Annotated in this window: 12 protein-coding genes; 1 reads left to right on the forward strand and 11 read right to left on the reverse strand. The window is 53.2% G+C overall.

The window, feature by feature from the left end:
- Positions 1–66 precede the first annotated feature (66 nt).
- On the reverse strand, positions 67–636 hold the full coding sequence (locus ACOJWD_RS03010) for a CPBP family intramembrane glutamic endopeptidase (RefSeq protein WP_486991743.1): 570 nt from the start codon (positions 634–636) through the stop codon (positions 67–69).
- 93 nt (positions 637–729) lie between these two features.
- Entirely contained in the window at positions 730–2127 is a 1398-nt protein-coding gene (locus ACOJWD_RS03015) for a cobyrinic acid a,c-diamide synthase CobB (RefSeq protein ID WP_486991744.1), read from the reverse strand.
- 526 nt (positions 2128–2653) lie between these two features.
- Here ACOJWD_RS03015 and ACOJWD_RS03020 point away from each other — a divergent pair.
- Positions 2654–3634 (forward strand): YjgB family protein, encoded by a 981-nt coding sequence (locus ACOJWD_RS03020; protein WP_486991745.1) that lies wholly within the window; start codon positions 2654–2656, stop codon positions 3632–3634.
- 131 nt (positions 3635–3765) lie between these two features.
- Here ACOJWD_RS03020 and ACOJWD_RS03025 read toward each other — a convergent pair whose 3' ends face one another.
- The 9 genes from ACOJWD_RS03025 to ACOJWD_RS03065 form a co-directional block, all read right to left on the reverse strand.
- The gene (locus tag ACOJWD_RS03025; protein WP_486991746.1) at positions 3766–4254 is read right to left on the reverse strand and encodes a hypothetical protein; all 489 of its coding nucleotides are present in this window, start codon (positions 4252–4254) and stop codon (positions 3766–3768) included.
- Between the two features lie 661 nt (positions 4255–4915).
- A complete protein-coding gene (locus ACOJWD_RS03030) occupies positions 4916–5044 on the reverse strand; it encodes a hypothetical protein (protein ID WP_486991747.1) in 129 nt (42 codons plus the stop codon).
- A gap of 40 nt (positions 5045–5084) precedes the next feature.
- Entirely contained in the window at positions 5085–5681 is a 597-nt protein-coding gene (locus ACOJWD_RS03035; protein ID WP_486991748.1) for a hypothetical protein, read from the reverse strand.
- Entirely contained in the window at positions 5669–8275 is a 2607-nt protein-coding gene (locus ACOJWD_RS03040) for a DEAD/DEAH box helicase (RefSeq protein WP_486991749.1), read from the reverse strand. The genes ACOJWD_RS03035 and ACOJWD_RS03040 overlap by 13 nt, the downstream gene beginning before the upstream one ends.
- 8 nt (positions 8276–8283) lie before the next feature.
- On the reverse strand, positions 8284–9090 hold the full coding sequence (locus ACOJWD_RS03045) for an alpha-amylase family protein (RefSeq protein WP_486991750.1): 807 nt from the start codon (positions 9088–9090) through the stop codon (positions 8284–8286).
- 376 nt (positions 9091–9466) lie between these two features.
- Entirely contained in the window at positions 9467–10144 is a 678-nt protein-coding gene (locus ACOJWD_RS03050) for a hypothetical protein (protein ID WP_486991751.1), read from the reverse strand.
- A gap of 1374 nt (positions 10145–11518) precedes the next feature.
- On the reverse strand, positions 11519–11725 hold the full coding sequence (locus ACOJWD_RS03055; protein WP_486991752.1) for a hypothetical protein: 207 nt from the start codon (positions 11723–11725) through the stop codon (positions 11519–11521).
- Positions 11726–11782: 57 nt separating this feature from the next.
- Positions 11783–12679, reverse strand: a complete 897-nt coding sequence (locus tag ACOJWD_RS03060; protein ID WP_486991753.1) for a hypothetical protein — start codon at positions 12677–12679, stop codon at positions 11783–11785.
- Between the two features lie 629 nt (positions 12680–13308).
- Positions 13309–14475 (reverse strand): AI-2E family transporter, encoded by a 1167-nt coding sequence (locus tag ACOJWD_RS03065; protein ID WP_486991754.1) that lies wholly within the window; start codon positions 14473–14475, stop codon positions 13309–13311.
- Positions 14476–14804: the final 329 nt, after the last annotated feature.

The raw sequence follows: 14804 nt of genomic DNA on the forward strand, positions 1-14804 counted from the left end.
ATTATCCAAATGGTTGGTGATTGTCAAATAATTAATTTAGCGTACTATATTGCAGACGAATCAGTTTTAGCGATGAATATCCACCAAAATCAGTAGCACCATCAGCATGACGACCGTCGCACTCCAATGCGCTTCGGGTCCATAGGGTTCACCACGAATCTCCCGCTTGGCAGGAGATGGCAGCATCCGCCGATTTTTCTCCCCACTCACCGTGTAACCGAGACCCCATTCCGCTAAATTCCAGCCCGCGTGGGCCGCGGCCGCGACAAACACTCCCCAATGCAAAAACACCAACCCTAAAATGACCCCCACCAGTCCTAAATTGAGATACGCCCCATAATTTAATTTGCCATTGGCGCGATGGGCCAATCCAAACACGATGATCGAAATTAAAAAGGCTGGGATGACGCCAATAACCCGTCCCAATTGACCAATGAGAAGCCAACGAAACAACAACTCTTCAATCAGAGCATAGACCAGCAGTAATATCGCGAGTCCCATAAAGCGCATCGCACCCAAAGACTTTTCGGTGGGCTCCCGCACCACCTGACGCGTCATAGTCAAAATCATTGACACTAAGACAAAGGCAAAAAATCCTCCTGCCAGTGCTAACGCTAATTCGTGTTCAATACGCACCGAACTCCCCCTGACCTCCATCATGTTCCGATATAAGACGCTGTCCTTCTCTTTTTATGTAGCCGTTCCACGAGATGTCCCTATGCTCAGGATTTAGGCCAACGACAAAAATTTCTCCACTCCCTCTGGATTGGAAGGAAAATAGAAGTGAGGATAGCCAGAGAGTAGGCGTTCTCGAGCATATCCCTCTGACCACGATCTGCCCCGCCCAGACACCTGGTAGGCAGGCGAATTCGCACTCGCCACCGCTGAACTTTCCCGGGAATAGTGAAACTCATGTCCACGCCACCGTGTGCCGAAAAGCGGATGCTGTCTCTCTTGCACCTCGATCGTGCGATAGCCCAAGGCACTCAGACGCTCTGTCATGAGAACCCCTCCTGGCACCACTCCGATCATCGGATAGGATACCCCGTCGAGACCCGTTATCTCCTGATGCAGTGCCATATTGCCTCCACACTCTGCAAGCGTCATCAGCCCGTCCAAAATCCGATGACGATACTCCACCAACTGTTCGGCATGCCTCGCGAGTGCCGATAAATACTGTTCTGGAAAACCGCCACCCCAATACAAGTGCGTCGCTTGTCGAGGTATCGGCTCACCAGCCAAGGGGCTAAAGGGCATGATGACCGCCCCCATCATGCGCAGCATGTCGAGATTGGCGGGATAATAAAACCAAAAGGCCTCATCATACGCTAATGCGACATAAGGCGTTTGACTTCGCTTCGCAGGTGGTCGGCCCACCGCACGCGGCGACGAGAGGACCGACGGCTCCCTCTCACTAACCTGGGTCGATCCTTTATTCGCTATCTGTTCAATGCCGGCAAAATTGATACTAGTAGCACTGGCTAAACGCAGCCGCTCTAACACCGTAGCCATTTGTTCTCCGGATAATTTCCTGAGTCCCAGTTGCCGTTCCGGCATCTCGATCTGCGAATCCTTCAGAAGATAACCGAAGCAAGGCACCTTGGTCACCGACTCAATCGCCTCTTTTACCAGAAGATAGTGCGACTCGCTACCCACACGATTACAAATCACGCCCGCTATCTCACATCCGGCCTCCTGCGCCATGATCTGGAATCCCAAAACAACCGCAGCAGCGCTGCGTGCCATGGCAGACACATCCACCACCAACAAGATGGGCGCCTTGATGAGGGCGGCTAGGTGACAGGACGATCCCACCAGGGAATCGGCATCCTTGCCATCAAATAGACCCATTACTCCTTCGATAATCGCCAGATCGCGACCGCCACTGACCGTAAAAAATCGACTCGAGACCTCTGCGGGTGATTCCATCCAACTATCCAAATTATAGGATAGCTGTCCGGTCACCGCTTGATGAAAATTGGGGTCAATATAGTCGGGACCCACTTTGAAGGGCTGAACACGCTTGCCATTTTGGGTAAAATGATCGAGTAGCGTTAAAGTCACGGTGGTCTTTCCACTGCCGCTTGATGGGGCAGCGATCAGTATTCGCGGAATTTCAGTTGTCATCGGACACTCCTTGAACTTGACCTCATTCTTCTTCATTGTAACTCAGCCGTCAGCGTGAAACCTGCCCTTTTGAAGTGATCCCGGATGTTCACCCAGCATATAAGGCCGTGCGGCGGGGAAAGCCGTCTTACCCTTCCAGCGGTCCGACTTGTTGTTTTGAGTCTTATGAATCTACGGTTGGATAGTCTTCTACTTCAGCGGATTAGCCTATTTTTTTCATAACCTCGTGGATTGGCCCGTCGAAATACTGCCCTCGGATTGAGTGTCCTTAATGCACATTCGGGCCGTTTCCCCCACAAGAGTTTTTTTGCCCTTGAGGAGCTCGCATCGAACCGACGTAGGCCGATGACTTCGATCCCCGGCATCCTCACATCACGTCAACAACGGTTCCTAATTTTGCTTGACTGGCCAATCCATGTTGCCCGATTATTTGCCATAAGGATGCTATGCTCGTAACTTTAGAGATATCATCGGCGTTATGGTGATGATATGGTCAATCCCAAGTCGCGTCGGGAGGTATGGTTCAATGTTAAAGAGTGTCCGTCTCATCGCCTTGGGGGCTATCGGATCGTTATGCATGGCAGGCTGTGGATCATCCATTAGCACGCCGACTCGTGCCGCTACGAAATCGTCTCACCACTCGCACACACCCTCAACGACGGCGTCTACTTCTGTCCCACTGTCTCCATCGTCGCAAAAATCGGCTCCGCCGTCACCCACTAATGTCATCACCAGCACAGGCGTGCAGTTAGTCAAGCAGTGGGCCACTGCCGCTGGTAGGGGAGAAGCGCCGGGCATTCCCTTTCGTGATGGACAAAACCTGAGCGTCATGCAAACGGCTTGGGGAAATGTCAGCGGTTCGGCAGCTGGTGCTGGCATCTATTATAGCTATACCTCGCACGCGGCAGCCTTCGGAACAAACCAAGGAGAGCAGATCTTTGACGTACGATCTCAGTCGGTACGTGTGAGAAACATCACCGATGCCGACATTGTGGCCGCCCTAGGACAGCCGGGGGAGGTTCTATACGCGGCCAATACGACCGTCTATCTATACCCCGCCCGCGCCAATTATCAAATCCTTTGGGTGTTCTCAGGAGGCCAAGGCCACACCAGCACCACCGTGAATCACGTGGATGTGGTGTGGCCACAAGGCACCATTAATTTGATGGCGCAGAATGTCCCCAATCCCTCAGTGCAGGTGCTACACTCCGCGTCTCAGGAACTGTCGTTCGCGATCAGCGATGCCCCTTCGGGCTATCGTTTAACAGAATTGGAATGGCTCCCCGCAACGGCCAGTGGCAGCTTGGTTGTCAACACCGGACTGCAAGCCGCAGAAAACGTTCGGAATGACGCTACCGCACCGGTATTTATGGCCATCACGGGCGGATATCGTTTAAACTACACTTCGGCGATGGTCGGGGAAAGCGGCCAAATTCGTCTCATTTATGAGTCGCCCCTAGGTGCCGCCATTATTGGTACGAGTCCGTCCATGAAGCTCATTTCGTAAGCCAGCCGCAAACTTTTTTGGGCGATCGCGAGAGTCGTCGTGTATAGCGGACACATCATCGAACCGGAGTCCAAAGTATTAACCCCAACTCACGTTATGGTCACTAACCGAGCCCCGACCATTTAGAGCGATTAAGAGAGTTTTGCCCAATGGAGATGATCCTTACGGTAATATCCGGGCAACGGCTGGGGCGGTCCATCGGGATATCTTTCACGGAATGCCTCAGCCGAATTGTAAACTACCGACGGTCCCAATAAGCTCGCCGATAGTGACGAATCAAACCGGTGTACCGATGCGATGCGCATTTTTTGCTCTAGCGGACTCATCGGTAAGTCTAGTGCCCATATGATATTCGGGTCTAGCGAACCATGATTGAAATACGTAAGACTTTGGCTTAACGGCCGCGGGTCAGAAAAGTTCAACACCCCTGCGGGACATGCGCTGGGACTGGAGTCATCCATCACATAGCAGTTCCAAAACGCGGCATCAGCATTTACTGACGCCCACGAGTCATCAGACAGGAGAGAGCGCGCCATCTCAATGCGGTGATGAACGCGGCTCAGAGAGACCATTCCGTCATGAATGACGGACGCCACTCCCAGCGGATTTGATGGAAACACTCCCAGTTCCGTCCCAAGACCGATATAGACGTGGTGAGCTGACACCCGCAAAAACCGGTGGATTTTCCCATAGCGCCTGCTGCAGCATCTCAGACTGCGACGTTGGTAATGTAACGACCCGACTTTCCCCGGTTAAGATATTAATAGCCACCGGCCTATCCCACTGGCGCCCCCCCAAAATTCCCCCGATATCTTCACTGAAGGGGCTTTCGGCCCCTTTAATGCTACGTCAATCCCCTGTCCGTCCTGTCCAATCACCGTGTTATCAATCTGAAAAGGTTCTCCAAAGGGGTCGCAAGCGACGTATAGATGCGAATCGTGGATGGCCAGCTAATCGGTAGCAGCGCATTACCTTTCATGATTGTTGGGGCATCCCTAGCGGTTGTCGGGGCGACTAAGTGATTGCAAGAGTGCCACTTGCCGCCAACGAAACCGACGCCGAACGGTCCTCGATGTGGCGAGTGCCTTTGGCCCTGGAGAACAGCCGGGTCGATTCTTGTTAGGCCGCACCCATATCATGATACGAGGTTAATTTAATCAACACTTCGGGCTGATCCACCGCAATCCCGCAAATGAGGGCCGGATACCCCATCTTGTCGCGCAGACGCAGGCGATACCATGTGACAACGCCAGATCCGGTGGCGAGCGAGGGCTTGTGCCTCTAAACCGCTGGCGTCCTGTGATCTCGATAATACCCCGTTTTGGACGACGGTAATGCGGTATGGGTGAGTCCGCAACCCGTCCACACGAAGCCCCCAACCAGCCCGAACAGGTACCATTTTTGCTTCATTAGCCCCACCTCCTCCGCTACGACACCCCATGCTTGGGCTTCAGGGTACCTCGAATGAGGTACGATCTCCGAAGAGATTATCACGTTCCTCAGAGGCGGCCTTAACGGACGACTCGACAATGGCCACCAGTTCTCGGCGAGTCCGATCGAGATTGGTTCCGAGCGCTATCGGTACCCGCGCAATCGCTTCCCCCGGGACATTCCGACGCATGGGACGACCGCGGCGATTGAGCAAGAGCAACATGAGTCCGCTGCGCTCTCGGACGCGCACAAGCCACCAATAGGTGAGTGCGGCCCCATGAATGCAGAACGTTTCCCCGCATTCGCTGCATTGGCTATGAAAGTCGTTTCGAAGAAAGGGAATGCGTGCATAGGGAGCGCTGGCAAACTCTTGCCAAAAAGCTTCCTCACCCTGCTGACGGCCGGCCACCATGATCTGCCAGCGCTCCTCCACACTCCATGGTTCTACTTCGAGGCGTACCGTCAACGGCAGATGGTCGCGTTCCAGAAAAGTGCCTCGTAACACCCCGCCATAGCCTTGCAATTCTTCTGGCGAGAGAGCACGCGCTAGACTGAGTGCTTCTTCACCCAATAGTTCGTAGACCCCACGCTCCCACGCCACCATCAATCCGTCCATATGCTCTCCCTCAGTTCCACCAATTCTCGCAACTCACGATTAGAGAGGTCCGATACCCAAGACTCTGTCTGAGAGTCTGATAAGAGGCGGTCAGACAATTGTCGCTTGGTTTGAATCAAGGTATCAATGCGTTCCTCTACGGTCCCTCGGGTCACAAATTTGTGAACCGTCACAAGTTCAGTTTGCCCCATACGCCACACCCGGTCCGTGGCCTGGTCCTCAGTGGCTGGATTCCACCATCGATCATAGTGAATGACATGTTGGGCCGACGCCAGATTTAACCCGACGCCCCCCGCCTTCAAAGAGGCTAACAGGATGGGAGGCCCGTTCTTGTCGGTGAATTGGGCAATCACGTCATCGCGTTCCGCTTTGGTTAACGAACCATGAAAGGTCAAGATGGGAACATGAAAATGACGTCGCAAATAGGGGGCCAAGAGGTTCACGAAAGACACATACTGCGTAAACACCACGACCCGTTCCCCGGCATCCAAAATATCGGTCAATAGTTCCATCAACCGGTCGAGTTTCGCCGACCGCCCTTTGATGGGCCCGGTTTGATGCAAATACAAGGCGGGATGATTCACAATTTGCTTAAGATGGGTTAAAGCCGCAACAATGGCTCCGCGACGTGCCATGCGCGTCATCGTCGACGACACATCCCGAAACAGCGTATCCACTACCGCCTGATATAGTGCAATTTGTTCCGGCGTGAGATGGGTCCACTCGCGTAATTCGACCTTGGGCGGCAAATCGGGCATCACGGTCGGATCGGTTTTCATTCGCCGCAAGACAAACGGCCCAAGGAGCTTTCGAAGATCTCTCAGTGACGGATCTCCAATCCGCTCAAAGCGCTGACGAAACTCGCGTTCGCTGCCTAAATAGCCGGGATTCAAAAACTCCATCTCCGCCCATAAATCATGGACTCGATTCTCGACAGGCGTACCCGTCAAAGCAATACGCCAGTGCGACGGAATCTGACGCATGGCTCGGGCTCGTTTGGTCCCAGGATTCTTAATTTGCTGAGCCTCATCAGCCACCACGCCAATCCATGGCACCCGTCGCAAAACTTCGGCGTCCCGTAGCAAGACATCATAGGTGGTTAACACCGCATTGTGGCGACAGGCCCAGGCATAGAGGGCGTCTCCCCCCTCCCGAGCGGTCCCCAGGTGGCTCCCGATGGTCAAGGTCGGATTGAAGCGATGAAACTCGCGCTCCCAGTTACCGACCACCGAGAGTGGTGCGACAATTAACACCGGTCCACCAAATTGGTTCTCTTCCTGCAATCGCGACAGCGCCGCAATCACTTCCACGGTTTTTCCGAGCCCCATATCATCGGCCAAGAGTGCGCCAACTCGCCCTTTCATCCGTCGCAGCAACCATTGCACACCATCTTGTTGATAGGGTCGCAAGTCACCCTGAAAAATCGTCATGGGCTGCGCTTCGGGATATGGTCCCATCAACTGCGACAACATCTGATACACCTGTCCTGAGGACACCACCTCGATGCCCTCATCGATTCCTCCGACCGCCCAGCGCAGTGCATCCGCCATTTTTACGCGGGTTTTGCGCGCCCGATCATAGGCTCGCTTCGCCTCCTTTAAGGTGGCGTCATCAATCACCACGAATTGTCCATGCAAGCGCACGAGCGGCGTTGATGCGCGTACCAATGCCTCAAGGTCTTCCAAGTCCATGGGCTCATCGCCAATCAGCACTTGCCAGTCGACATCAACAATCTGATCCAATCCAAAAAATGAACTGTCTTTGGTCGGTGCAGCGCTGTGAAGTTTTCCTCGCACGCGCACTCTCGGATTCTTCCACTCTGCGGGCAATTCAATCTTGACGCCCATTTGCACTAACCGTGGCAGTTCCTCTCTCCAGAGTGACTCGGCCTCCTCGTCAAGGACCGCCACCCGCGCGTCCACCCCGAGTGAGAGCAAGCGGTGCCATAAGGGAAAGTGCAATCCCCACTCCCCCAACTCGCGCTGAGTCAGGTGGTCCACCGCGATTTCCAGCGCCTCACCAGAAAATCCCGTAATGCGCACGATTGGGGCATCACTCCGGGTTCGCTGCGCCAATTCTTCGGCATTATGCTCCCATTCCCGCAGAGCCGCTTGCAATAGCCGGCGATCACCAGAATTAACATCCCAGAGGCTTCGAGGACGCATCAATCGAGCCACCAGGCGACGCCCCAACGGCCCGCCGATAGCCCGTTTCGCTTCCAAATCGGGCGCATGATGGCGAATAAAGTCATCGGCCGAATCGTTAAAGAAGAGGCTCAAGTAGGCGACCTCATCAGGAGTGAGTGGCAACTCTTTGAACCGCCCCCGTACGATCTCCTCAATGTCCAGAATGCGCCACACCGGAATGAGCCCTTCGGAACGAAAGTCAATGGCCGGCAAAAATTGCGCCGTGCCGAGAAATTCGAGAAAGACATCCCACCACCAAAAGACATGTTGATACCGATCCTCGAAATGCGTCAAGGCCAAGTCCACCGCTATTTTACGCGGAAAGAAGGTATCTCCGTTCGGCATGGCGATAAGAAATCCCCAGGTGCCGTCTTGGTATTGAGGCCAATCGAGGCGTCGCGTTTCCATATTGGTCATCATGCGCTTCCCAACTGTTTTTTAATACGTATCAGTTTCTCCAACTGGTTATCATAGGCGATCACGACACCATCGGCGTACGCTAATGCCACCGAACAAGCCCTAAGGAGCGCTTCTTCGGGAACCTTAAGGCCGTATAACTCCACGACCCAGGGTTTTTTCATGCGTTCTGCAAACGCCGACGCCAAGACTTCAATCCAATAGGTTGTGGCATAGTGCATGTCATAAATAGGGACCACAAAGCGATCCACCATTTCGGATAGATGATCCAGCGCCAAGCCAAAACGCCGTTCCAAGTGCCCTGGAAAGGGATCCGGGAACACGGTCAACTCCAAGCGAGCCACTAACGGACGCACTTGGGCGATGAACTCCTCAAGACGCGCCTGGCGATACTCAAAAAAGTTCATATGGCGATCCGCCATCGCGTGTTGACAGTGCTGACACTGGCAAAATCCGTCTCGCGCAAAACTCAGATCGTCCAAACGAATTTCCGGAAACGGATCATCCTTCACCGCCCGTTTCACCCAGTCTAGCGCCGTTTCAAAGACCTCATCATGGGAAGGACAAAGCGTATCCCAGTCAAAATAGCGTGCCTCTCGCGTACCTCGAAGGCCCTCAGGCCCTATCTGCACCCAATCTGGATGCGCCTTTGAAAGGCGGTTATCCCCGAAAACGCTCACCATCGGTATGGTATGACGAATGGGATCATGCCAGACGCCATTGACATCTTTCACCTCGTAATAGGCCCACGGAAAGGCGTCAAAGTGCTCGGGAAAACGACTTGAAATTCCCATCCTTTCCTGCATCGTGACCCCCCTATCCATATCCGTTCTATTTTAGCAGAACTCCTCCTCTGAGAGGTACCTTTTTAGGGAAGTCCTAAAAGTCTGGCCCACTGCCGATGAGCAAAAAAATTGACCACGTATGGCGATCGTGAATGGAAAACCGCCGCCTATAGAAGCATCATTGGAGAAATGTCAGAGAGCACAGCGAGCAACCAAGGGCAGACCCGTCGGCACCACCGAGTGGTCGCGCTGTACTACCCCAGATGCACTACAATACGATAGCTACTCCCATGGCCTCTCGCACTCAGGTTACGTTTGTCACGCATTACAAGAGCCAGCAGATCTTGCTGGATAGCGCCCGGTTTTCGGGTCTTCTCGACGATGCAGATAGCCGCTTTTACGACCCTGAAGGAATCGTCACCGGATAATGACTGTGCGGAATCCCTAACATGTGCGACGGCACGCCAATATAGGAATAGCCTTTCAGAACCGCCATATTGTGCACTATGACCTTCCCGGTCACCAGGTTATATCCCTCATAGGCCGACGCTGACGGAGCACCAAGAATCACCGCGTCTCCCGTAAAATTCAACACATCAAAGGTCGGCGAAGGCCCCGCACCAAAAAACACCGGATGATGATTGTAGGTTATGCCTATCGTCAGGCCGTTGGGAGAATTTAAATAGAAGTCCAATACAAACGGGTTCCCTTTGAGTCTTCCTGCAATGGATTCCTCCAAACGATCCGACGTCGGCTGATAGATTTCTCCATCGACACCCCGATAGCCGGAGGGCATCGGGTTCTCACCGGAAGGCCCCGTCACCACACGACTCACCGTTCCATTAAAAGCCGGCGCGGTACTACCGGACGATGAGGTCACCGATGTCGATGATGGATGTGGCGAAGGAGATGGGGTCGATGCAGACGGGACGGACGCCGGTGTACTGGCCGATGACTGAACCGATGAGGAGTGCTGGGGCGGTACAGTGGTCGCCTCGATAACCTGCCCGCAGCCGCTAAGCGCAATCCCAAGAATGGATGCCACGCTCACGATGCTGAAGATTCGATATTTCATGACACACCTCCTGAGTCAATCGTTTAGATAAACCCATAAAAAGCAGTGCATTTTTCTCTAACCGATATCAACGTTCACTGCACATAGAATGTCACAACAGGGAATCGCTACGCGGTACGAGGCCAACAAAGTAACCGTTCCGCATATGGTCCCGAGAATTACTGGGTAGTGTGTACTCTCCATCGGCGTTTTCGATCATGGGGCACTCTATGGGTCGATGGCGTCCCTGACAATCATTCCCTTGATGGTGATAAATAAGAACGCGGAGATGAAACCCGCACACGTCAATCTGACAGGCGCTAGTCTCGCCTGTCAGTGTCTCAATGTCTCCGACATTGGGGATTCCCATCATCTCTTGTTGGCCGCCGCTAAGGAAGCCCCGTCATCTATGCAATAGAAGGCACTTTATCGAATGCAGACCTCATACGCTACGATAGTTGGACTAAAAATCCCTGATCACAAATTCAAAATCCGCGCAGAATCGTCGTTCGGGGGCTCAATGGTTGGGCATCCGCGTCTTATAGATCGATGTCGTGCCATGCCCTAACCATCAGTCTATCCAGCAGGCGAGGAGGAGTTCGGCCAAGTCGTATAGCGGCCCTCAGTCAGTAGCCGAACGTCGCGCTCCATACCCTTTGGTACTTTCTATTGTCCAGGCATCACCGGATGATGGAAGCGGGCACTAGTTTCGGCTACCTTATCCCAACTGTCGGCCGTAAATCGACACGCGGGATATTCTGAGCATTGAATAAAACCTTTTCCTTCTAACGGAATCATTTCTTCTAATATCCCTTCATGACAAAGTGGACACCGCTGGTCCATCGTAATCCCCCTTTTCTCACTGATATCCTACACGAGTCAGTATTTTGCGGTCACCCACACCAAATTCGGGTCCATTACCGAAGATTTTGCATGAATCACAACAAACGTTACCGAGCACGCGGAAAAAACGAAGAACATCTCACACATAGTATAGCAAGTAGTTTGGAGAGATGTAAGATCTAGGAGTAGCATTCCAAGCTATATACTCTCTCTGTGAGCTCTAGTATACGTTCGCCAAAGCCCTGCTATGCGCATAACGCCAGATATCCATTGATATGCATGGACGGATGCCAACGTGTCTTGTCTCATATAAAAACGCAGCCCATCTTACGAAAGGTTACAAAACCGTCAATGACCCTGCCCTGAAGGGCGGAGCTTGCGACTGCCGGGAAGTGCAGATGAAAAACCCTTGAAACGATGGCCAATCTGTTCGAAAAGCTTAGGACCCGAAGCTTGTGGCGATAACAGCTAAGGCGTCAAATCCGAGCACAGCGAGCACACCAGTTCCGTGATCGATACCGCCTGCGATGGCCATGAGAGGAATGGATAGGACTAGAACGAAGCAATACTACGATTTCTTCGCGGTGACCGTACCTCGCCGCGGACACGCATGCGTTCGCGCGACCTTGGGCTATTGGGCCAAAGCTCCATAATCTGGTCCGCTAGATGACTATCGTATTCGGGTCCCAAATCTCGATGCGCCTTCAAAATGGCCAACACATCATCTTTGCTGGGAGGCGTAGTGGATTGCTGGTCCATGGGATGACCCCCTAGAATTTTATTCCAGAATAGCACGTCTTTGAGTAGTTTATCTCACTAACTTGAATATTTCTTCATTCCCACCACCAGAGAGAGATCTTCATCCACGGTATGGGCTGTCGCAGGATAGGTAGATACCTCATAGGCAACTTGGTTTTCTTGCCATGCGGTCGTGCTAGTGATTCCTTTGGACGTATCACTGACAAGAATTGTGCCTACTCCCGTGCCTTCCGGCGCCGGCGCCGGTAGATAATTCACGTGAAGATAGGCGGCAACTTCCTCCGATATCGACAGCGGAGACGACGTGGCACCTGCCACCACGATGGACCATTGTCCTTCACGCCACGCGAGCAGATGCAGCCCATCTTCCATCAAAGATTGGGCCGTAATGCCACTGCCAATGGATGTGACGACACCCACCGCGGAACGAGGAAACGTCACATGCGCTTCAATGAGTGGACTCATAACGGCAGCGGCAGCTTGTGTGGAATTCCCATAGAGGTCGGTCGAAAAAGAGGCCACCGTCCCCAAGAGTGCTGTCAACGTCACCGAATATCCACTGGTGAGTCCCAGTTCCATATTGGGAGGGGTCACGACTGGATTATAGTACATAATCTTCGAGGAATTGGTCGGCCAGGGAATCTCCATGGGTACGAGAGCATAATTCTTCAGCATGCTCGGCAATGATTGCATTGATATCTGCATGATGTGAGGCACTCCAATAGTACTAGTCCCGGTCACCTCTATCGCCTTTCCCGGACTGGTATTCACCGGAATTGACGTGGGCTTCGGAACATACACTTGAGCGGCCAAGTGATGGTGACTCGTCGACCGATGATGCGGTCGCTGATGATGCAAAACCGAAAGACTGGCCGCGTGGCTACTCCCACATCCTGAGAGCCCTCCGATGGCCAATATTCCTCCTATGGCAAGTACCGGAATTCTTTTATGCATAAAAGCCCCTTCCCCATACATGACCGGACCCAATGGGATCGCATCGGGTCAAAAACATTCTCCTATTACCATTCGGCGGACCTCTAGGCGGCCCTTCATCGACTCTGCCATAACGGCGCTTTCATCACAATGGCCAAGTATTCCCTATATCCGTCAGCTACGACAGTCTTTCGGTCCATCACCCGAAATGGCTGGAATCCTCACGTTCACCAGCGCTCACAATGGGACACTCCTCCTCGATATGAGCGCATAAGGCCGCCCTCCACGTCTATAACGCCTCGACATCCGCCGCCGTGACGGCATTTCCTGGCCATCAAGAAAGAATTTTTGGCTGTCGCCGGTGGGCCTTGGACGCCATCGCCACACCTCAGAAAAGCCACGCTATAAAAGTTCGGATGTTGAGATCAAATTTATGGGAAAACGAGCCACGAATTTTCTCAAAGCCCCCCAATGACTAAAACGAGTCCTTGAATAGAGTCGGCAAGTGGCAGTGAAGTATTTTCATATCATTCAGAGGTGCGTCATCTCTCGCCAGGTGACTCTCTTGAAGATGCGCCAGGAACCCGGCTCAGAGAAAACCTCCATTGAAGGGTGCTGCATCGCCCGACGCCGCCGTGCCACCTTTTCTACTATCCCCCGTTATCCGGCACGCCCGGTCGTTCATGGCCACGTAATGTTTGTGTTGTCGATACCGCCGACGGATCTGCATGTTGACTCGGCAGCACCACCCGTTCCCGCCAGACGCGCACCCCGGCCACCCAGGCCGCCACTAAAATCCCAGCGGCCGGAACCGCAAATAGCGCTCCCCAAATTCCTTGCCAATCAGCGCCAATCATGAGAGCTAAGACGGACAAGACCGGATGCAATCCCACTTGCGAGCGGATGATGCGCGGGCCTAAGATCTGTGACTCCAAAAGGTGCACTGCTGCAAACATGACTGCCACTTCTGGAACTTGAACCCAAGGATGCCCTAAAAAGGCCATCACCAGAGGAATAATGGCGCCCAGTATGGGCCCCAAGAGCGGGATGAGTTCCATCACGGCCGCCACCGCACCAATCAGTAGCGGATAGTGTAAGCCGATAATCCAGCTGCCCACGCCAAAGGCCGAACCGACGACCGCCGATAGCAGGAGCTGGCCTCGGACATATCCTCCCACCACTCGAGTGAGCGTGTGCTCCACCGCCAAAACCAAGTCCCGATGCTGTTCCGGCATTAACCGCAAGACCGCCACTTGCATGCGCTCCGCATCCAAAAGCCAATAGATGGTGACAAAGAGCACAATGGCGCCATCCACCACGCCGCCTATCACATTGGTCACAAAATTGAAGGTCTGGTCAAGTAACACCGTCGACACTTTCCCGGCATTGCTTAGAACCTTGTTCTCAATCTCCACCGCGTTCACATGCACATCGTTATGATTCAGCCATGCCAAAAATCCCGGTGCCCAATGGGAGATGCCTTGGGCATTGGCAGGGATTTTTTTAACAAGCGTGACGATCTGCCCGGTCATGACAGTACCTAATATCGAGCCACCGCCCACGATGACCAACACCGCTCCTACCACCACAATCAATACCGCCCAGGGCCTTTTCATCCTCAGGGATAGGCGATCCACGAGCGGACTCAGGGTAATCGTAAAGATAATGGCCAAGATCAGGATTAGTACAACGCGCCCGAGGCGAGACAGAAGAAACCAGAGCCCATACACGATCACTCCAAAGCCGATGACGACCAATACTAAGTCGCGCAACGAGGCGACACTCCATGAAAATTTTTGTTTCGGCGATTTTGCCATGGGCACCAGTCCTTACATTTCTTACCTGTATTGTATCCGTAATGCTCACCGTTCAACAATCTTAAAGATTTACCACTCGATCGAGCACCGCTAGCTGCCACGTTTTCGCCGCACCAACTAGTGGTAGTCCTGGCTCCAGAAGGTTACAATACTTCTATTCATTAGAGGGGGTTCGCCGGTCTGGACGCGCAATTTCGTCAGTCACGCCGAGGTGCGAAAAAACGCAGTATCGGATTTTCCGCCTCACTTATTTTTATTGCCACCTTAGTCAGTCGTATCAGCGGATTTTTCCGGGAAATTGTGATGGCCTTCTATTTTGCGACCTCAGC

The sequence above is a fragment of the Sulfobacillus sp. TH-112 genome, assembly GCF_057473405.1.